The organism is Pseudonocardia benzenivorans CB1190 (assembly GCF_000196675.2).
Classification (GTDB): Bacteria; Actinomycetota; Actinomycetes; order Mycobacteriales; family Pseudonocardiaceae; genus Pseudonocardia; species Pseudonocardia benzenivorans.
Map to the genome: position 1 here is coordinate 3,967,135 of NC_015312.1, position 18,518 is coordinate 3,985,652.

The 18,518-nt window shown below is 73.6% G+C and carries 19 protein-coding genes; 1 reads left to right on the top strand and 18 read right to left on the bottom strand.

Translation table 11 applies throughout. From position 1 onward, the window contains the following. Positions 1 to 56 precede the first annotated feature (56 nt). The 4 genes from PSED_RS18645 to PSED_RS18660 all read right to left on the bottom strand — a co-directional run bounded on the left by PSED_RS18645 (position 57) and on the right by PSED_RS18660 (position 4,724). On the bottom strand, positions 57 to 1,076 hold the full coding sequence (locus PSED_RS18645; RefSeq protein ID WP_013675799.1) for a thiamine pyrophosphate-dependent dehydrogenase E1 component subunit alpha: 1,020 nt from the start codon (positions 1,074 to 1,076) through the stop codon (positions 57 to 59). Further along, complete coding sequence (locus PSED_RS18650; protein WP_013675800.1) at positions 1,073 to 1,960, bottom strand: sugar phosphate isomerase/epimerase family protein; 888 nt, start codon at positions 1,958 to 1,960, stop codon at positions 1,073 to 1,075. Before PSED_RS18650 ends, PSED_RS18645 begins: the two co-directional genes overlap by 4 nt. Beyond that, on the bottom strand, positions 1,957 to 3,414 hold the full coding sequence (locus PSED_RS18655) for a dihydrolipoamide acetyltransferase family protein (RefSeq protein WP_013675801.1): 1,458 nt from the start codon (positions 3,412 to 3,414) through the stop codon (positions 1,957 to 1,959). Before PSED_RS18655 ends, PSED_RS18650 begins: the two co-directional genes overlap by 4 nt. A 245-nt stretch (positions 3,415 to 3,659) precedes the next feature. Further along, a complete protein-coding gene (locus tag PSED_RS18660; RefSeq protein WP_013675802.1) occupies positions 3,660 to 4,724 on the bottom strand; it encodes a helix-turn-helix domain-containing protein in 1,065 nt (354 codons plus the stop codon). A 230-nt stretch (positions 4,725 to 4,954) separates the two neighbouring features. Here PSED_RS18660 and PSED_RS18665 point away from each other — a divergent pair, with 230 nt between their 5' ends. After that, the gene (locus tag PSED_RS18665) at positions 4,955 to 6,004 is read left to right on the top strand and encodes a zinc-dependent alcohol dehydrogenase (protein WP_013675803.1); all 1,050 of its coding nucleotides are present in this window, start codon (positions 4,955 to 4,957) and stop codon (positions 6,002 to 6,004) included. 20 nt (positions 6,005 to 6,024) lie between these two features. On the opposite strand, the gene PSED_RS18670 is transcribed toward PSED_RS18665, so the two are convergent. The 14 genes from PSED_RS18670 to PSED_RS18735 all read right to left on the bottom strand — a co-directional run bounded on the left by PSED_RS18670 (position 6,025) and on the right by PSED_RS18735 (position 18,441). Beyond that, positions 6,025 to 6,987 carry a D-2-hydroxyacid dehydrogenase family protein gene (locus tag PSED_RS18670; RefSeq protein WP_013675804.1) on the bottom strand — a complete coding sequence of 321 codons (963 nt, stop codon included), beginning with the start codon at positions 6,985 to 6,987 and terminating at the stop codon, positions 6,025 to 6,027. After that, positions 6,984 to 7,748, bottom strand: a complete 765-nt coding sequence (locus PSED_RS18675) for a DUF4286 family protein (protein WP_013675805.1) — start codon at positions 7,746 to 7,748, stop codon at positions 6,984 to 6,986. The genes PSED_RS18670 and PSED_RS18675 overlap by 4 nt, the downstream gene beginning before the upstream one ends. Then, positions 7,745 to 8,533: an IclR family transcriptional regulator gene (locus tag PSED_RS18680; RefSeq protein WP_049803445.1), complete on the bottom strand. Its 789-nt coding sequence runs from the start codon at positions 8,531 to 8,533 to the stop codon at positions 7,745 to 7,747. Before PSED_RS18680 ends, PSED_RS18675 begins: the two co-directional genes overlap by 4 nt. Positions 8,534 to 8,611: 78 nt before the next feature. Further along, positions 8,612 to 9,436: an SDR family NAD(P)-dependent oxidoreductase gene (locus PSED_RS18685; RefSeq protein WP_013675807.1), complete on the bottom strand. Its 825-nt coding sequence runs from the start codon at positions 9,434 to 9,436 to the stop codon at positions 8,612 to 8,614. Further along, a complete protein-coding gene (locus tag PSED_RS18690; RefSeq protein ID WP_013675808.1) occupies positions 9,433 to 10,146 on the bottom strand; it encodes a cyclase family protein in 714 nt (237 codons plus the stop codon). Before PSED_RS18690 ends, PSED_RS18685 begins: the two co-directional genes overlap by 4 nt. Beyond that, entirely contained in the window at positions 10,143 to 11,078 is a 936-nt protein-coding gene (locus tag PSED_RS18695; RefSeq protein WP_013675809.1) for an amidohydrolase family protein, read from the bottom strand. The genes PSED_RS18690 and PSED_RS18695 overlap by 4 nt, the downstream gene beginning before the upstream one ends. Continuing rightward, positions 11,075 to 11,785, bottom strand: a complete 711-nt coding sequence (locus tag PSED_RS18700; RefSeq protein ID WP_013675810.1) for an alpha/beta fold hydrolase — start codon at positions 11,783 to 11,785, stop codon at positions 11,075 to 11,077. The genes PSED_RS18695 and PSED_RS18700 overlap by 4 nt, the downstream gene beginning before the upstream one ends. A gap of 4 nt (positions 11,786 to 11,789) precedes the next feature. Beyond that, positions 11,790 to 12,158, bottom strand: a complete 369-nt coding sequence (locus PSED_RS18705) for a DUF4286 family protein (RefSeq protein ID WP_013675811.1) — start codon at positions 12,156 to 12,158, stop codon at positions 11,790 to 11,792. Beyond that, positions 12,155 to 13,156, bottom strand: a complete 1,002-nt coding sequence (locus PSED_RS18710; protein ID WP_158511328.1) for a Gfo/Idh/MocA family protein — start codon at positions 13,154 to 13,156, stop codon at positions 12,155 to 12,157. Before PSED_RS18710 ends, PSED_RS18705 begins: the two co-directional genes overlap by 4 nt. An 8-nt stretch (positions 13,157 to 13,164) precedes the next feature. Further along, positions 13,165 to 13,938: an SDR family oxidoreductase gene (locus PSED_RS18715; RefSeq protein WP_013675813.1), complete on the bottom strand. Its 774-nt coding sequence runs from the start codon at positions 13,936 to 13,938 to the stop codon at positions 13,165 to 13,167. Between the two features lie 127 nt (positions 13,939 to 14,065). After that, positions 14,066 to 15,322 carry an ABC transporter substrate-binding protein gene (locus tag PSED_RS18720; RefSeq protein WP_013675814.1) on the bottom strand — a complete coding sequence of 419 codons (1,257 nt, stop codon included), beginning with the start codon at positions 15,320 to 15,322 and terminating at the stop codon, positions 14,066 to 14,068. After that, positions 15,319 to 16,218 carry a sugar phosphate isomerase/epimerase family protein gene (locus PSED_RS18725; RefSeq protein ID WP_041759852.1) on the bottom strand — a complete coding sequence of 300 codons (900 nt, stop codon included), beginning with the start codon at positions 16,216 to 16,218 and terminating at the stop codon, positions 15,319 to 15,321. Before PSED_RS18725 ends, PSED_RS18720 begins: the two co-directional genes overlap by 4 nt. A gap of 218 nt (positions 16,219 to 16,436) precedes the next feature. Next, positions 16,437 to 17,468 carry an alpha-ketoacid dehydrogenase subunit beta gene (locus tag PSED_RS18730; protein ID WP_013675816.1) on the bottom strand — a complete coding sequence of 344 codons (1,032 nt, stop codon included), beginning with the start codon at positions 17,466 to 17,468 and terminating at the stop codon, positions 16,437 to 16,439. Further along, complete coding sequence (locus tag PSED_RS18735; RefSeq protein WP_013675817.1) at positions 17,461 to 18,441, bottom strand: thiamine pyrophosphate-dependent dehydrogenase E1 component subunit alpha; 981 nt, start codon at positions 18,439 to 18,441, stop codon at positions 17,461 to 17,463. The genes PSED_RS18730 and PSED_RS18735 overlap by 8 nt, the downstream gene beginning before the upstream one ends. Positions 18,442 to 18,518: the final 77 nt, after the last annotated feature.

Sequence of the window (18,518 nt, forward strand, 5' to 3'; positions counted from 1 at the left end):
GCTCCTGGGCTCGTGCAGCTCGGAGGGGGCCTCGTGCTGCTCGCAGTGGTGGGTGGTCAGGCGTGGACGAAGCGCAGCGCGTCGGCGGGCTCGGGCTCGGGACCCGCGAGCGCGCCGTCGACGGCCCGCTGCATCTCGTCGGCGGCCTCGGCGACGATGGCGTCGGCCCGGGCGGCGTCGAGGACCCCGCCGGTGACGAGCGCGCCGCGGAACCGCGGCACCGGGTCGCCGCGCTTGGCGGCCTCGTACTCGGCGACGTCGCCGAACACCGTGACGGCCTCGTGCTCGGGGTAGTGCAGGGGCACCCCGGGCGGAGCGATGGAGTTGCCGTGCGCCGAGAGCCGGTAGACCAGCGACTCGACGAGTGTCGGGCCCTCGCCCGCGCGGGCCCGCGACACGGCCTCGGCGACGGTCTCGTACACGACGTCGGGGTCGCCGCCGTCGATCGTCACGCCGGGCATGCTGTACGCCTTGGCCTTGGTGGCCAACGGCTCGCCCGCGGCGGCGTTGGCGTCCTCCTGCTCGACGCGCACCGACACGCTGTAGCTGTTGTTCTCCATGACGAACACGATCGGCAGCTTCCACAGCGACGCGATGTTCAGCGACTCGTGGAACGCGCCCTGCTTGCTCGCCCCGTCGCCGAAGAAGCACAGCACCACGTCGCCCGCCCGCCGGATCTGCGCGGCGTAGGCGGCGCCGGTGGCCTGCGGGATCGACTGTCCGACGATGCCCGACGTGCCGAGGAAGCCGCGCTCCGGGTCGGCCAGGTGCATCGAGCCGCCGTAGCCGCCGCACAGCCCGTTCGACCGGCCGTAGATCTCGGCGAGCATCGCCGTGGTGTCGGTGCCGAGCGCGATGGGGTAGCCGTGGCAGCGGTAGGTGGCCATGACCTGGTCGCCGGGCCGGATCGCCGCGATCGACCCGACGATCGACGCCTCGGCGCCGTCGGCGAGATGCGTGTGCCCGCGGATGACGCCCGGGTGCTCGGCGAACGTCCGCTTGACGCGCTCCTCGAACTCCCGGATACGCACCATCGTGCGGAACATCTCGACGCGGTCCTGACTGTTCGTGCTCACGGTCGCTCCTGCCCCGCCGCGACGCCGGCGCCGAGTGCAGCCGACGTCGTGTCCGTGGTTCGCTGGAAGATCTCGTCGATCGGCAACGCGCGCAACGCGTCCGAGAGCACCTCGACACCCCACGGACCGTCGTACCCGAGCTCGCGGAGCACGGCGACGTAGCCGGGGATGTCGAACTCGCCCTCGCCGGGCAGCCGGCGGTGCCGCGTCGTCTCGTGGCTGTGGTCGGGCATGTTCGCGACCGTGCCGTCGGAGAGCTCGACGTGGACGAGCCGCTCCGGCGGGATCACGCGCAGGTCCTCCGCGGTGATCCCGAGCTTGCCCAGGTGCCACGTGTCGATGGCGATGCCGCCGTGGGCCGGGTCGGACGCCGACACGATCTCCAGCACCCCCGCCAGCGAGGGCGCGTTGACGTCGAACGGCATCAGCTCGTAGGCCATCGGCGGCACCCCGCGGCCGGCGGCGTCGGCGCACAGCGCGGCGAACCCGTCGGTCAGCTGGGCCGTCGAGGCCGGTGTGCGGCGCAGGTTCCCGAGCTTGACGTGGTGGGCACCCAGCTCGACCGCCGCGGTGAACAGCAGGTCGCGCTGGGCGTCCGACGCGGTGCGCCGGTCGTCGCCCTCCTCGACGAACCAGTCGTTGAGGAACTCGATCTCCAGGTCGCGCAGCCCGGCGTCGACGAAGATCGTCCGGAGCTCGCCCATCGTGCGGCTCTCGAGGAGGTGCTCGAGGTCGGTGTGCCACAGGCCGAGCCCGGTCATGCCGACGCGGGCCGCCTGGGCGCAGCGCTCCGGCCAGTCGAACAGGCTCCACTCGCGGCCGGTCCCGATCTCCACCGGACCGGCGACGGTCCAGTAGGAGCCGAGGACGTCCGAAGAAGTCACGTGTCGTCCTTCCCAGGGGCGGCGTCGTCGCCGCGGTCGAGCAGCAGGGCGTGCGGTCGTTCGAGCAGCCCGACCAGGTCGCGCAGGAAGCGCGCGCCCGCGGCGCCGTCGAGGACGCGGTGGTCGCAGCTGAGGGTGAGCGTCATGACGGTCCGGCCGGTCCCGGGCTCGGCGCGCACCGCGCCGACGGCGAGGATCGCCGCCTGGCCGGGCACGACGACGGCCTCGAACTCGCGGACCCCGAACATGCCGAGGTTGGAGACGGTGAACGTGGCGCCGTCGAGCTCGGCCGGGGCGAGCCTGCCGTCGCGGGCCCGCGCGACGAGCCCGCGGGCCGCCGCGGCGAGGGCGCCGAGCGAGCGCGTCGCGACGTCGGTGACGACGGGGACGACGAGCCCGGCCGGGGTTTCGACGGCGACGCCGATGTTGACCCGCGACCAGCCGACCGGATCGGCTGCCGCGTCGCCACCCTCGGCGATCCCGGCGTTGACACCGGGGTGGCGGGCCAGGGCACGGCCCGCGGCGGTGACGACGACGTCGGTGACGGTCGGCACCGCGGCACCGGGAACGTCGTCGGCGACGGCCGCGAGCGCCGCGCGCAGGTCGAGCGCAGCGGTCATGTCGGCGTCGGCGGTGAGGGTGAAGACGGGGATCTCCCGCGCCGACCGGGTCATCCGTTCCGCGGTGAGCCGCTGGGTCCTGGTGCGCGCCAGCACGGTCCCGCGGCCGCGGGCGCCGGCGGCGGTCCCGACCCCGGCGGGAGCGGGGGCCTCGGCCCCCGGAGCGGCGGCGAGGCGTGGTGCGACCCCGTTGGACGACGTGACGTCGGCGTGCGCGGCCCGCGCCGCGGCCTCGATGTCCGCCCGCACGACGCGCCCGTTCGGGCCGGTGCCGGTGACCGTCGCCAGGTCCACCCCGAGCTCGCGGGCCCGCCGTCGCGCCAGCGGCGACGAGGGGACACGCACCCGGGCGGTGCCGGGCTCCGCCCCGGACACCGCACCGGGTGCGGCCGTCCCGGGTGCGACGGTCGCAGGCCCCTCGCCCGCTCCCGTCGCACCGCGGTCCCGGACGGCGACCGGACCCTCGCCGTTCGCCCGCGGGGTCTCCGCGGACGACGGCTCGGCCACCGCCGGAGCTTCTGCGGCGTCCACCGACGCCGGTACGGCCTGGTCCGCCACACCCGCCTGGGTCGCCCCGGGGGCGACCGTCCCGCCGACGTGCGCGATCACCGCGCCGACCGGGACGGTCTCGCCCTCACCCGCGAGGATGTGCAGGACGCCCGCCGCGTCGGCCTCGAAGGCCACCGTTGCCTTGTCGGTCTCGATCTCGGCGAGCTCGTCGCCGCGCGCGACCTCGGCGCCGGACTCGTGCAGCCAGCGCACGATCGTGCCCTCGGCCATCGACTCCGACAACCGCGGCATCCGCACCTCGACCGCACCGGTGGTGTCGGTCATCGGCGGGTCCCGGTTCTCGACCCCACGGCCTCGCGCTGCACGGCTCTCCTCGACGCTCTCGGCCCGGACCGGGTCCGGTCCGGCCCCGCGGCGCGGTGGGCGTCGACGGTTGCGCACCGCGCCACGGGGTAGGGAAAGCGTCGCCGGGAGGGGGATCGTGCGGCCATGCGCTGCGCGCCCGATTACCTGTCGATACGTGCACCCCGGCCGCGCACGCATCGTCAGAAGACGACAGAAGGCGCAGGTCAGCGCGTCGGGACGGCCTCGCGCGCGGCACGCCGGACGTCGCGCGGGGACATCCCGTACTCGCGCTTGAACACGTGCGAGAAGTGTGTGGCGTCGGAGAAGCCCCAGCGGAACGCGATCTCGGTGACCGAGCCGGCCGTCGGCTCCTCGAGGTCCTCGCGGCACCGCGCGAGGCGGGTCCGGCGCACCAGCGCGGCGACCGACTCGCCGGAGTCCTCGAACGCCGAGTGCAGGGTGCGCACCGACACCGCCAGCGCCCGCGCGATCGACTCCGGGCCCAGCCCCGGATCGGGGAGGTTGACCCGCACGAAGCGGCGCACGCGCGCCCGCAACGCCTCCCGGCGCGCCTCCCGCGTCTCCGGCATCCCCGGCTCGACGACGGCCCGCAGCAGCTCCAGCACGACGTCGGCCGCGGCGGCGCCGGTGCGCTCGTCGAGGGCCGGCAGCTCGTCGGCCAGCGCGTCGACGTAGCGGACCAGCAGGCGGGCGCCGGGGCGCGTCTCCAGCGCCGACACCGACCCGACGTCGGCCAGTCGCGGGCTCACCGAGTGCACCAGCTCGCGCGGGAAGATCAGCGTGCGCTTGCTGAACGGCTCCACGACCTCGACGCCGACCGCGCGCGACCCGTCCCACAGACCGACGGACCCCGCCTGCAGCACGTGTTCCTCGGTGCGCGAGCGGATGACCTTCTCCGAGCCGTGCAGCACCATCTGCAGCCCGATGTGGTCCTCGCCCGGGTCGCCCATCACCGCCGACGTGCGGCGGCCGGCGAACGGCGCGCAGGTGCACTCCACCAGGTCGAGCGCACCGAGGTGCCGCCGCTCGACGTGGCCGGCGAACCGGCCGGAGTCGGGCAGCTTCACGTCGAACGACACGTGCGTCGCCGCGAGGACGCCTTCCCACTCGGGCACCGGGCTCGCCGATGCGGGGTCGACACGCCAGCGTTCGGCGTCGGCAGGTCCGCTGCTCCCGGGTCCGGACCGGTCCTCGTCCGGGGGGCAGGGCCCCGCGAGACTCGAGACCCCGGACGTGCTCACGGACAGCTTCGTCGTGAGGGCAGTCATCGCCCCGTCCCTTCCGTCGTGGTCACCCGGCCGTCGTCCGGGTCCACCCCGCCAGCCTGACCCACGGGGGCACCCTCGATCAACCCACGCCGCCGACCTCGCCGCCGGTGTTGACGACGCGCGCACGGTTCCCTGCGGATCCGTGCCGGAGCAGCGTCCGCGGCGTCGTCGCGTGGGTAGCGTCCGGTCGGGCCGGCACCGCATCGGGCGCCGGCCGGCGAGGAGGCCACATGCGCGCCGGGGTGTTCCGCGGCAAGGGCCGCATCGAGGTCGAGGACGTGCCCGATCCCGTGGCCGGCCCCGACGATGTGGTCCTCGACCTGTACGGCTGTGGGGTGTGCGGGTCCGACATCGGACAGTTCCGCTCGGGCACCGCGCGGGCCGGCCAGGTCATGGGGCACGAGTTCGCGGGCACGGTCGTCGAGGTCGGCAGCCGGGTCCAGGGCATCGTCGAGGGCGACCGGCTCACCGGCCTGCCGATCCAGCCGTGCGGCGACTGCCGGCGCTGCAGGGCCGGACTCGCGCACCTGTGCGAGCGCTGGACGACCCGCAGCATCGCGTTCGGCCTGCCCGGCGGTTTCGCCGAGCGGCTGCACATCCCCGCGGCCCGCCTCGGCCACAACGTGCACCGGCTGCCCGACCTGCCCGGCGGCGCCGGGGCCGCGCTGGAGGCGGGGACGCTGGTGGAGCCGTTGTCGGTGGCCGTGCACGCGGTCCGGCTCGCCGACGCGGGGCCGGGCCGCAGTGCCGTCGTCACCGGCCTGGGGACGATCGGCCTGCAGGCGGCACAAACCCTGCGCGCCAAGGGATGCACTCCCGTCATCGGGGTGGACCCCTCGCCGCTGCGCCGGTCCGTGGCCGAGGGTCTGGGGATCGTCACCGTCGACCCGACCGTCGGCGAGGAGGCGCTCGCCGGGACGTTGAGCGCGCTCACCGGCGAGGCCGAGGCCGACATCGTCGTGGAGGCCAGCGGCGTCGGCGCGCTCGTGGCCGGCGCGATCGAGATCGTCCGCCCGCGCGGCACGGTGGTGCTCGTCGCGCTGTACCACTCCCCCGCGACGATCGAGCCGATGCGGGCCGTGCAGCGCGAGGTCGTGCTGCGCGGCAGCGCCAACGTCACCCCCGAGGACTTCCGCGACTCGCTGGAGCTCGTCGGGTCCGGGGCCGTGGCGACCGCGCCGCTGATCAGCCACCGGATGCCGCTGGAGCGGGTGCAGGAGGCCTTCGAGGCCCAGCTCGACGCCCGGGCCTCGGTCAAGGTGCTCGTCACGACGAGCTGACCCGGCGCGCCCGGCCACGGTCACGTGATCACCCGGACCGGTGAGCCCGCGACGTGGGCGGCGATGTCCTCGACGACCTCCCGCCAGAAGATCTCGTAGCCGCCGCGGGTGACGTAGCCCAGGTGCGGGGTGGCGAGCACGGTGGGCAGGGACCGGTAGGGGTGGTCGGCGGGCAGCGGCTCGACGTCGTAGACGTCGAGCCCGGCACCGGCGATCCGGCCCGCGCGCAGGGCCGCGACCAGCGCGTCCTGGTCGACGATCGGCCCCCGCGACGTGTTGACCAGGTATGCCGTCGGCTTCATCAGGGCCAGGTCGTCGGCGTCGACGAGCCCGCGGGTGCGGTCGGAGAGCACGAGGTGGATCGTCAGGAAGTCGGCCGTGGCGCACAGCTGCGCCTTCGACTCGGCGAGCCGCACCCCGGCGGCCGCGGCGGCGTCGGCGGTGAGGTTCGTGCTCCAGGCGAGGACGTCCATCCCGAACGCCAGCCCGACCTTCGCGACGAGCGAGCCGATCCGGCCCAGACCCAGCACCCCGAGGGTGGCGCCGGCGAGGTCGGCCCCGACGGTCTGCTGCCACGGGCCGTTGCCGCGCAGCGCGGTGTTCTCGACGACGATCCCGCGCGCCAGCCCGGTGATCAGCGCCCACGTCAGCTCGGCCGTCGACGTCGAGAGCCCGCCGGTGCCGCACACGACGACACCGCGCTCGGCCGCCGCGGCCATGTCGACCGACGCGTTGCGCATGCCGGTGGTGACGAGCAGCCGCAGGTCGGGCAGCCTCTCGAGGATCTCGCGCGGGAACGGGGTCCGCTCGCGCATGAGCACGACGATCTCGCGCCCGGCCAGCCCGGCGACGAGCTCGTCGGGGTCGGCGATGTGCTCGCGGAACACCTCGACGTCGACCTTGCCGTCGAGCACCGACCAGTCGGCGGATGTCAGCGCGACGCCCTGGTAGTCGTCGAGCACGGCGCAGCGCGGAACCGTCATGATGCGTCCTTCCGGGAGACGACCTGGTCGTGGGTGATCCGGGCGAGCAGCCGCATCCCCACGGCCGCGCCGACGTCGGCACCGCGCCCGGCGAGCCGGTCGGCGAGGTCGTCCAGCAGGGCCGGGGTGGCGGCGGGATCGGGCCACGCGCCCTCGACGAGCAGGAACCGCCTGCCGACGCCGGTCGGCACGTCGCGGTAGGTCGGGGTCACGTCGCGCGCGGTCGTCACGGCGAGGTCGACCTCGGCGACGTGCACGGCGAGCGTCCCCGGCCGGCCGAGCAACTCGGGGACGAGGTCGTCGACGACGAACGCGCGCAGCGGGTCCGCGTCCGCGCCGTCGCCGGGTCCGGGACCGAACTCGACGAACGCGAGGTCCCCGCCCTCGCCACGGGCGGACGACGCGACGACGCGGCAGGCGGTGCGGCTCATCCCCGACATCAGCGGGACGTGGGCGGCGGTGCCGGGTGTCGGGTCGTCGAGCGCCGAGAGGTACGCGGGCGAGCGCAGGACGTCGACGTCGTCGGTCTCGTACGCGGCGAGGTACACCGGCGGCGTGCGCCGGTCGACGGTCGTCCAGCGCCGGGCCCGGCGGAACCCGGGCGTCGCGACGCGTTCGGGCAGGTGCTCGTGGGTGTACCAGTCGTTGAACCCGGCGTCGACGGTCGCCTCACGCGTCGTGTCGCCCGCGCCCCACACGACCAGCAGCCCCCGGCCGCGCAGCCCGCGGCGGACGGGTGCCGACGTCGGTCGCGGGTTCACCTGCCCCCGCCGGTGCCGGACGCCGCCGGCGTGGCGTCGCCCCCGCCGTCCTCGGCGGCGACCTCCTCCTCGTCGAGCATCGCCACCGCCGCGCGCAGGACGGCGAGATAGTGGCTGCGCTGCTTGCGGTAGCGCTCGACGGGTGCCGAGATCGTGTAGCAGCCCATCAGCATCCCGTTGCGCCACACCGGGACCGCCACGCACGCGACACCGGCGGAGAACTCCTCGACCTCGGTGGCGTAGCCGTTGCGCGCGACCTGCCGCAGCTCCTTCTCGAAGACGTCGGGGTCGGTGATCGTCTTCTCGGTGACCGCCGTCAGGGGGTTCATCGCGAGGTAGCGCTCGCGCTCCTCCGGTTCGGCGAACGCGAGCAGCACCTTGCCCGACGCGCGCGCGTTCGCGACGCCGCGGTAGCCGGGTCGCAGGTTGGTGACCTGCACCGCGTGGGTACCGGACAGGTGCGCGAGTACGACCGGGTTCCCCGTGCGCCACGCCGTCAGGTAGGCGCTCTCCCCGGTCTCCTCGATGATCCGGCGCAGCGGCGCGACGAGCTCGGGCGGCGGCACGCTCTGCTGCGCGTAGGCGACCGAGAGCACCTCCATGGCCAGCCCGAAGCGGTACTGCTTGCGTTCGTCGCGGGTCAGCAGCTTCGCGTCGACGAGCGTGTTGAGGAGGTGGTACACCGTCGGCACGGACGTGCCGAGCTCGGCCGCCATCCGTGTGACCGAGCGTTCCGCCTCGGGCAGCGACGCGATGAGCATCAGCAGCTGCGCCGCGCGCGACACCGACTGGATCCTGGTACCCGTTCTGGCCTCGTCCGGCATTGCCTCGTCCTGCGTCTCGTGGGGATTACGGGCGGCCGGTCAGCGGTCCGGGCTGCGGACCGACACCCCGCCGTCGACAGGCAGTGTCGTCCCTGTGATGTAGCGGGCTTCGTCCGACACCAGGAACAGCGCCGTGTAGCCGACGTCCCAGCCAGTACCCTCGATGCCCAGCGGGGAGGCGCCGCGGCGTTTGTCGCGCAGCGACGGGTCCATGCCCTCGGCGGCCACCATCGGCGTGTAGATCGGCCCGGGCAGGATCGCGTTGACCCGGATCCCTTGCGCCGCATGGTCGATGGCCATCGCCTTCGTGAGCGCGATGACGCCGCCCTTGGCCGTCGTGTAGGGGGTGAGGCCGCGCGGGCGGATCGCGGAGATCGACGACAGGTTGACGATCGCGCCGCCCCCGCCGTCGGCCATGACGGGGATGACCGCGCGGCTCGCCGACACGACGGTCCGCAGGTTGACCGTGATGACCCGGTCCCAGTCCTCGTCGGTGGTCTGCAGGATCGTGCCCGCGCCCTCGGTGCCGACGTTGTTGTCGAGGATGTCGATCCGGCCCCAGCGCTCGACGGCCGCCGCGGCCATCGCGTCGCAGTCGGCGGCCGAGGTGAGGTCGGCCTCGAACGCGGCGGCCTCACCACCGTCGGCGAGGATCGCGTCGACCGTGTCCTTGGCGGCCGCCGGGTCGCGGTCGACGACGAGCACCTTCGCGCCGTGGCGCGCGAACAGGATCGCGGCGGCCCGGCCGGTGCCGATGCCCTCGCCGCGCGAGCCGCCACCGGTGACGATCGCGATCTTCCCGTCGAGCCGGCGCGGGTTGGGTTCGGAGTTGGGCAGGGCGGCGTCGAGCCCTGGGGCGGTCATCGAATCTCCTCGTCGGGTACGGGGCGGGCGATCACCGGCGCCGGGGCGCCGTCGCCGCTACGGATGGGCAGGGGCACGGCGTTGACCTCGACGCGACGCCCGACGAGCTCCTCCAGGCGCGGCCCGAGGTGCTCGATGATGAGGATGTCGCGGGGCAGCAACGTCATGTGCACGGGATAGGCGTAGTCCGGCGGGCGGTGCGCGCCGCCGAGGTCGGGCGTCGTCGTGTCGACGCCGACCAGCTTCACGCCGCGTTCGACGAGCCAGTCGGCGGTGTCGTCGCCCAGGTAGGGATGGTCGCGGTAGGCCGGGGTGCCGAAGTGCCGGCCGTAGCCGAAGCAGAAGAGGACGATGTCGCCCGCGCGCACGTCGAGGTCCATCGCCTCGATCTCGGCCCGGGTCACGGGGACGACGCCCTCGCGGCGGGCGTCGACGACGATCCCCGGCCCGACGAACGCGTCCACCGGGTACTGCTCGATCGACCTCCCGCCGGGCAGGAAGTGCAGCGCCGCGTCGACGTGCGTGCCGACGTGCGTCGACAGGGTCAGGTGGGTGATCCGCACGGCCGACCCGGGCGGGCCGGTCTCGATGTACTGCGGGGTGAAGCAGACCTGGCTCTCCGGCAGCGCCCGCGGCATCTGCTCGTACATGGGCTGGGCGAGGTCGACCCACTCCCCCGTCCCGGCCGGCCGGCCCACGGGCGCGCTCACGAGCCCAGCCCCAGCAGCCTCGACGCCGTACCGCCCAGCATCGCGGTGACCTCGTCGTCGGTGACCGTGGCGCCGTGACGGGCCGCGATCTCCGGGAGGTTGCGGAAGGTGTCGACCCATCCGTCGAGCGGCATGACCGTCGAGACGCCGGGGCAGTCGCTGCCGAAGACGACCCGCTCGAGGCCGATGCCGTGGCGGATCTCGGCGACGCGGGCGATGAAGCGGGCCTCGTCCTCCAGGAACAGCCCCTGCCACAGCGACAGCTCGAGATAGAGGTTCGGCTTCCAGCGGGCCATGTCGAGCGCGAGGTCGAAGTAGGCGCGCTGCCCGGCGTGCAGGATCACGAAGTTCACGTCGGGGAAGTCGGCGGCCGGCTCGTCGAGGTGCAGCGGGCTGCAGTACGTGCTCACCAGCGGGGCGGCCAGCGGGCCCGTGTGCGACACGACGGGCACCGAGTACTCGCGGGCGAGCTCGTAGAGCGGGCGGCACACCGGGTCGGCCGGGGAGAACCCGGAGCACGGGTGCAGCTTGAGGCCCTTGGCACCGGCGTCGAGCGCGTCGCGGAACAGCTCGGCCGCGTCGGGTCGGCGGGGGTCGACGCCGAAGAACGCGATGAAGTGGTCGGGATCGGCGCGGGCGAGGTCGGTGGCCAGCCGGTTCTCCTCGGCGATCGACCGGTCGCCCTCGCCCAGGCGCAGCCCGTAGTCGCCGAGAAGCAGGCAGGAGCGGTCGACGCCGGCCTTGTCCATCTCGGAGCGGATCTCGGCGGCGCGCACGTCGACGTCCTGCACGGTGCCGTCGCCGTGGGCGTGCCCCACGGCCGTCCCGCGGGCGGCGATCTCACGGACGACGGCGTAGCGCTCGAAGATCGACCAGAGGTGACGGTGCAGGTCGATGACCAACGGCGGTGTCGTCTTCGACGGGTGGGTCATGATCGGGCGGGCTCCTCCCCCACCCACGCGAGGTGGGCGCGGACGGCGGCGGCGAACTCGTCGGCGTTCTCCAGGAACGCCATGTGCGGGGCGTCCAGCTCGACGAGGCGGGACTTCGGCAGCCGCTCCGCCAGGTCGCGCATGACCTCGAGCGGCGTGGACGCGTCGACCCGGCCGGCGATGCACGTCGTCGGGACGGTGATCTGCGCGAGCCGGTCGAGGACGTGATGGGACCCGATGGCGCGCCAGGTGTCGGCCAGCGCGCCGGGGTCCATGGCGAGCAGCCGGTCGCGGGCGTGGTCGAGGTACGGCGCGCCGGAACGCAGCCCGTCCGCGGTGAACCAGCGCGTCATCGTGTCGTCGAGCATGCCGGCCGAGCCGCGCTCCTCGGTGGCGGCCGCCCTGGCCTCCATCACGTCGGTGGCCCCGTCGGGTGTGGTGCAGGCGAGGACGAGCGAGCGCACGAGCCCGGGGTGGTCCAGCGCCAGATGCATGGCGACCATGCCGCCGAGCGAGGCGCCGACGACGTCGAAGGGCCCGGTGGCGTGGCCGGCGATCTCGTCGGCCATGTCGGCAAGGGTGAGCCCGGGCCGGGCGCGCCTGCGGTCGCCGTGCCCGGGGAAGGTCACCGCGTGCACGTCGGGCAGGTCGAGGAACCGCGCGGCCTCGCGGTCGAGGCCGACGGGGTGCAGGAAGAGCACGGTCACGGCGTCACGCCTCCTGCTCCCGGACCGCGTGCACCACGTAGCCGTCGGGGACCGTGGGGGTGATCTCGCGATAGACGTTGCGTACCAACGTGGTGAAGTGCGGCTGCAGCTTCCTGGTCCACTCGCTCGGCGGCCGGATGCGCCGGTACTCCTCGGTCTCGAGGACCTCGGGGTCGTCGAGGTCGTAGAGGGCCAGGTACTTCGGCTCACCCTCGACCGAGACGAACCTCCGCGCGGACAGGAAGCCCGGGCACTGCTGACGCTCCGGGAAGTGCTCCTCGGTGTACCAGCGGTTGAACTCCTCCTCGTACGCCGGATCGATGTCGATCATGACGAGCAGCAGGCCCTTGGCCCGGTCCGTCGGCTCCGTCATCGGGTGCCCTCCTGGGGTGTGCGCGGCCGGACCGGGAGCGGCCCGGCGAGTGCGTAGGCGTCGCGGGTCAGGTCCATGACCGCGGCCATGTCGGTGAGCGAGGCGAGCGGCGGCTCGCCGGCGCGGACGCGGCGCAGCGCGTCGCGGACGAACACCGGGTAGTGGGCGACGTTCGTCGTGTGCGCCCTGACGTGCTCGCGGGAACCGTCGGGCGCGACGATCTCCACGTCGGTCGGCGAGGTCGCGATGACGTAGTGGTCGCGGGCCTTGATGCTGAAGCGCATGTCGAAGTTCGAGTGCGGGCCGGGCATGAGGTAGCCGACCTCGCCGACGAACACCCGTCCGCACGACCGCAGCGTGACCAGCGAGTAGTCCTCGATCGGGAGGCCGTAGGCCGCGTTGGACATCGTCGCCGACGAGACCTGCACGTCGTCGCCGAACAGGACGCGGGCGAGGTCGATGAAGTGCACCCCGAGGTTGATCGTGCAGCCCCCGCCGGCCCGGGCCGGGTCGAGCATCCAGTCGCAGCCGGAGTCCCGGTAGCGCGTCGGGGGCCCGGCGATCCAGCGGAAGGACAGGTACGACGGATCGGCGTCGGCGAACCGCTCGCGCATGACGGCGAGCAGCTCGCTCTGCCGCCACACGAACGGCACCGCCGCGAAGACGCCGGCGTCGCGGGCGCGGTCGGCGATGTCGTGCACCTGCGCGGCGTCGAGCCCGCAGGGTTTCTCCATCGCGAACGGGGTGCCGTGCTCGATCAACGTCCGTGCCGTGGCGGCCATCTCGTCGTGCGCGCCGAGGGCGAGCACGAAGTCGGGGGCGGCGTCGTCGAGCAGCGTGCCCACGTCGGTGGCCGCGCGGGCTCCCAGGCCCTCGGCGATGCGCCGCGCCGCAGCCGGGTCGGGATCGTGCACGGCGACGACGTCGCCCTCCTCGAGCAGCGCCGGCAGGAACAGGTCCAGGTGCCAGTGCGCGGCGCCGGTGACCGCGATCCGCATGCGCCCCATCAGATCGCCCTGTTGACGCCGCCGTCGACGACGATCGTCTGCCCGGTGAGGTAGCCGGCGCGCTCCGAGCAGAGGAACGCGCAGAGGTCGCCGACCTCCTCCGGCCGCCCGATGCGCCGGGCGGGGATGTCCGCGGCGGCACGGCGCAGCTGTTCGTCGAGGTCGATGCCCGCGGCCGCGGCGAGCTTGCCCTGCAGCTCGCGGAGCCGGTCGGTGAGGATCGGGCCCGGTGCGATCGTGTTGACGGTGACACCGTCCGCCGCGTGGGTGTCGGCCACGACCTTGGCCAGGATCGTCACCCCCGCGCGCGTCGCCTCGGAGACGACGAGACCGGGCTTGGGCTCGCGGACCCCGTAGCCGGTGAGCGCGACGACGCGGCCCCGGCCGGAGGCGACCAGATGGGGCAGCGCGGCCCGCAGCAGCCGGACCGCGCTCATGAGCACCTGCTGGTGACCGGTGTCCCAGTCGTCGTCGACCGACTCGGCGAACGTGACCGCCGGCGGCGGGCCGCAGTTGACGACGAGCACGTCCAGACCGCCGAGCAGCGCAACGGTCCGCTCGACGAGCGCCCGGACGGCGTCGGCGTCGCCGAGGTCGGCGGCGACGTGGCCGGCCGCCCCGACGTCGCGCGCCGCGGCGGCGAGCCGGTCCGGGTCCCGGGAGGAGACCACCACCCGGGCGCCCTCGGCCGTCAGTGACGCCGCACAGGCACGGCCGAGGCCCGAGCTCGCCGCGGTGACGAGGGCTCGGGCGCCGGTGAGGCCGAGGTCCATCCAGGTCCCTTCCTGCAACTGCGGAGGTGGGAGTCCGGGCCGCCGCGGTGGGGTCAACGGCACCGCGGCGGCCGGACGGTCGGGGCTCCCGACGATCAGGGGATCGGGATCGCCGGGATTCGGATCATCAGGGGGTCGGGCCCGCGCCCAGCGGCAGCGAGGCCGTCGAGGCGACCTCCTTGGGGAAGACCGTCTTCAGGGTCCCGTTCTGCCACTGCACCAGGATCGGCTTGATGTACTTGTTCGCGCCGGTCGGGTCGAAGCCGACCTTGCCCGGCGGGACGGCCGAGGCCGGACCGGTCGTGAAGTCGGTGCTGGCCAGCGCGTCGCGGATCTTCTGCGGGTCGCACGTCTTGCCCTGGTCCATGACCTGGGCGAGCTCGTAGACGGCGGCCCAGGACTCGCCCGCCTCCTGCGGCATGAACGCGTTGTACTTCTGCTGGTACTGGGTCGCGGCGTCGGAGACACCGGGCAACGTCACGTCGGAGTTCCACGCCGCGGAGGCCATGATGCCGTCGGCCGCGTCACCGAGCGCCTTGGCGAACTGCGGGGTGAGCGCCCCACCGCCGCCGGACGTCGCGATCGGCGTGGTGACCCCGCGGGCCCGGATGCCCTTGATGATCAGCGACAGGTCGGACACGTTGCCGCCCAGCACGATCAGGTCGGCCTTGGCGTCGGAGATCTTGTTGACGATGGCGGTCGCGTCGGACAGGCCGTTGGGGAAGATGACCTGCTGCAGGACCTGCACACCCTCCTTGCCCGCCCCCGCGACGACACCGGCGGTCTGCGCCTTGGTCGACGCGTCGTCGGAGCCTGCGACGGCGAGCGTGCGCAGCGGCCGGTTCTGCGCCTCGAAGACGCCCTTGGCGTCGGTGACCGTCTCCGAGCCGAACGCCGAGGCCTTCGGCGGGATCTGGAAGAGGTACTTGTAGCCCTTCGCCGTCAGGTCGTCGACGAACGACTGCGTGATCAGCGGGACCTTCTTGGTCTCGGTCGCGACGACCGTCGTCAGCGTCATGCTCGACAGGTACGAGCCGACGACCGCCGACATGTTGCCCTGCTGGAGCAGGTTCTCCGTGACCGTCTTGGCCTGGCCCGGGTTGTCCGAGCTGGTGTCGCCGCTGACGATCTTGATCTTGGCGCCGTCGAGGCCCTTGATCCCGCCGGCGTCGTTGATCTGGTCGGCGGCGAGCTGCATGCCGTTGAGGGAGTTCTGGCCGTTCTCGGCCCAGACCCCCGACAGCGGGTAGGGCGCACCGATGCTGACGGTGTCACCGCAGTTCACCGCATTGCCGGACTGGCTCTGGGTGGCGATGCCACCGCATGCGGTGGCGAGTGTGAGCAGGGCGGCGGCTGCCGCCGCCCTGGCGATCCTGGTCCTCATCGCGTCTCCTTCGACGGGGCCGCCGCCGCGGGGGCGTCGGTGATGAGCTTCTGGAGGAACGCCAGCGATGCCGCGAGCCGTTCGCGCTGGTCGGCGACGCCGGGGTGGTTGTCGAGGCCCTCGACCGAGAGCCGGTACGGTTCGGCACGACCGGCGGATCCCACCAGCACGCCGACGAGCGAGGCGAGGTCGGCGACCCCTTCGCCCGGGTAGCACCACTGCACGTCGAACCCGCGTCGGTGGAAGCGGTCCTCCACGTAGCGCGAGACGAGCCTGAAGTCCTTCACGTGCCCCGACGGCGCCAGCGGCGCCAGCCGGGTGATGACCGGCAGCGGGTCCTGCAACGACGAGATCGGGTTGATCAGGTCGAGGAACACGCCGATCCGGTCGGAGCCGACGCCGTCGATGATCTCGGCGTACTCGTCGGCGGTGAAGTCGGAGTGGTTCTCCAGGAGGATCTGCACGTCCCCGGGCACCTCGTCGGCCGCCCGGCGCAGCGTCTCGGTGACGTAGCGCTGCTCGGCCGCGATCAGCCCCGGCTGGGAGAACAGCTCCGCCCGGTAGAAGCCCGACGACACCCGCGCGAACGGGCTGCCGATGGTCTCGGCGAGCGCGACCCAGCCGCGGATGCGCTCGACGCCGCGCTCGACCGTGTCGCCGTTGCCGACGCGCCCGACGACGTCGCCGGACAGCGTGATGTCCAGGCCGAGCTCGGCCGCGAGCCCACGCAGCGCCTCCAGCCCGGCCTCGTCGCGGTCGCGCACGTGCACCGCGTTGAACTGGACGAACGAGTAACCGAGTTCCGCGATCTCCCGCAGGACGTCCTCGAGGGAGATCTCCCCGGTCGCGAGCCGGCAGTGGTAGGAGAGCGTGTCGACGCCCAGGACGATGTCCATCCGGGGTCCCATCCTTCCCTCGACGAGCCCCTCACACGGGGGCCACGTGCCGCGGGACGGCCGTGGTGACGGCCACCGCCGCGGCTGTGCGTACGGTCCGAAAGAGTTCAGATTATGAATCTCAACTCACTGTCGTGAAAACCTAGCGATCCACCGGTGACCCGGTCAAGAGCTTCCGTGGACCCGAATCCTGGCTGTGACCAGCAGTTACGTCCGTTTCAGCCCAACCACTCGCGGATCGTTGCAGCGATCGCGTCGGGACCCGGCACCAGACCGGCGGCGAGACTCGGCGCGGCGGGCACCCGGGTATCGGGCAACCCGACCCGCAGCGGCGGGACCCGGAGTGCGACGCCCTCGCCGGCGACGCGCGCGACCACCTCGGCCCCGAACCCGCCGGTGGTGTTCGCCTCGTGCACGACGGCCAGCGCACCGGTGCGCCGGGCACTCGCCGCGACCTCGTCGGTGGGGAACGGGTTGAGCCACGGCGTCTCCAGCACCTCGACCGAGATGCCCTCGCCCGCCAGGGTCGCGGCCGCCTCCAGCACCCGGGCCGTCATCGCCCCCCAGGTCACGACGGTGGCGTCGGTCCCCTCGCGACGGACCCGCAGCCCGCCCGGTTGCTGCACGGGCCCGCCGAGCCGCACCGGACCGGTGCCCGCCGGATAGAGCGTCCGGTTCTCGATCACGAGCACCGGGTCGTCGGAGTGCACGGCGGCGACGAGCAGGTCGTAGGCGTCCTGCGCGGTCCAGGGCATGCACACCCGCAGGCCCGGGACGTGCAGGAACAGTGCCTCGAGGCTCTGGCTGTGCTGGGCGCACGCCCCGGGCGCGCTGCCCTGCTGGGTGCGGATCGTGACCGGCGCGACGAGCTCGCCGCGGCTGACGTAGCGCACGTTGACCAGCTGGTTGACCACCTGGTCGAAGGCGACGAGCGAGAAGTCGACCCACATGATCTCGACGATCGGCCGCCTGCCCAGCATCGCGGCCCCGACCGCCGAGCCGAGGATCGCGGACTCGCTGATCGGGGTGTCGAAGACCCGGTCGCCGAAGTCGCGGCGTAACCCGCGGGTGACGCCGAAGACACCGCCGGGCTTGGCGATGTCCTCGCCGTAGAGCAGCGTCTCCGGGATCTCCTCGAGGCAGCGGCGCAGCGCGGCGTTGACAGCACCGCCGTAGGTCAGCTCCTTGACGTCCTGCGTCGCGGACGGGGCACCCGTCGTGGCGGGACCCGAGACGGCCGTGTCAGGCATAGAGGTGCTCCTTCGCGGTCGCGGGGTCGGCGAGCGGGGCGGCCAGCGCCGCCGCGGCGGCGGCCTCCATCTCGGCACGGGCGTCGGACTCGGCGGCGGCGATCTCGTCGTCGCTCACGCCGCTCTCGCGCAGCCGGCGCGTGAGCAGGGCGACCGGCTCGCGCTCGGCGTCGCGCTCGCGCTCGCCGGGGCGCCGGTACTGGTCGGCGTCGCCGATGTAGTGGCCGACGAGGCGCTGCGTCATGGCCTCGACGAGCGTCGGGCCCCCGCCCTCGCGGGCGACCTCGAACGCGTCGCCGAGCCGCTCGCGCACCTCCTGCGGGTCGTTGCCGTCGATCCGCTCGCCCGGCATCCCGTAGGCGGCCGCACGGCGGAAGAGCTCGGGGTCGCGGACCATCTCGTCGATCGGGGTGAGCTCGGACCACGAGTTGTTCTCGCACAGGAAGACCACCGGCAGCGAGAACGCCGAGGCGAAGTTCATCGCCTCGTGGACCGCGCCCTGGTTCATCGCGCCGTCGCCGAAGACGGTGAGCGCCACGCGGTCCGAACCGTCGTGGCGGCCGGCCAGCGCGGCGCCGCAGGCGATCGGCGCGCCGGCGCCGACGATGCTGTTCTCGCCGAAGAACCGGTACGCCGGTGCCGTCAGGTGCGCCGACCCTCCGCGACCACCGTTGATCCCGGTGTCGCGGCCGAGGATCTCGCCGAACAGCGCCTCGACGGGCACCCCGCAGGAGATCGCCCACGAATGTCCGCGATAGGTGGCGAAGACGGCGTCCTGCGGACCGGCGAGCCCGGATGCGCCGGTGGCCACGCCCTCCTGGCCGATGCCCAGGTGGATCGAGCCGACGGCGTCGCCCGCCAGCCGCAGCTCGCGCACCTTCTCCTCGAACGCGCGCATCCGCCACACCATGCGCAGGTCGGTCAGTGAGGTGCCGGCGGTGGCGCTGCCGGGCGCGGCATCGGTGGCGGTCACGGCCGTCTGCCGTTCTGGGAGTTCATGTGCGTCTCCTCGCGAGAGGGGCCGCCGGGTGGTGTTCCCGCGACCTGTCG

Coding starts and splice junctions, on each gene's coding strand:
- PSED_RS18730 (WP_013675816.1), bottom strand. CDS start 17,468: ATGCCTGACACGGCCGTCTCGGGTCCCGCCACGACGGGTGCCCCGTCC.
- PSED_RS18725 (WP_041759852.1), bottom strand. CDS start 16,218: ATGGACATCGTCCTGGGCGTCGACACGCTCTCCTACCACTGCCGGCTC.
- PSED_RS18665 (WP_013675803.1), top strand. CDS start 4,955: ATGCGCGCCGGGGTGTTCCGCGGCAAGGGCCGCATCGAGGTCGAGGAC.
- PSED_RS18660 (WP_013675802.1), bottom strand. CDS start 4,724: ATGACTGCCCTCACGACGAAGCTGTCCGTGAGCACGTCCGGGGTCTCG.
- PSED_RS18720 (WP_013675814.1), bottom strand. CDS start 15,322: ATGAGGACCAGGATCGCCAGGGCGGCGGCAGCCGCCGCCCTGCTCACA.
- PSED_RS18695 (WP_013675809.1), bottom strand. CDS start 11,078: ATGACCCACCCGTCGAAGACGACACCGCCGTTGGTCATCGACCTGCAC.
- PSED_RS18685 (WP_013675807.1), bottom strand. CDS start 9,436: ATGACCGCCCCAGGGCTCGACGCCGCCCTGCCCAACTCCGAACCCAAC.
- PSED_RS18705 (WP_013675811.1), bottom strand. CDS start 12,158: ATGACGGAGCCGACGGACCGGGCCAAGGGCCTGCTGCTCGTCATGATC.
- PSED_RS18710 (WP_158511328.1), bottom strand. CDS start 13,156: ATGCGGATCGCGGTCACCGGCGCCGCGCACTGGCACCTGGACCTGTTC.
- PSED_RS18670 (WP_013675804.1), bottom strand. CDS start 6,987: ATGACGGTTCCGCGCTGCGCCGTGCTCGACGACTACCAGGGCGTCGCG.
- PSED_RS18715 (WP_013675813.1), bottom strand. CDS start 13,938: ATGGACCTCGGCCTCACCGGCGCCCGAGCCCTCGTCACCGCGGCGAGC.
- PSED_RS18655 (WP_013675801.1), bottom strand. CDS start 3,414: ATGACCGACACCACCGGTGCGGTCGAGGTGCGGATGCCGCGGTTGTCG.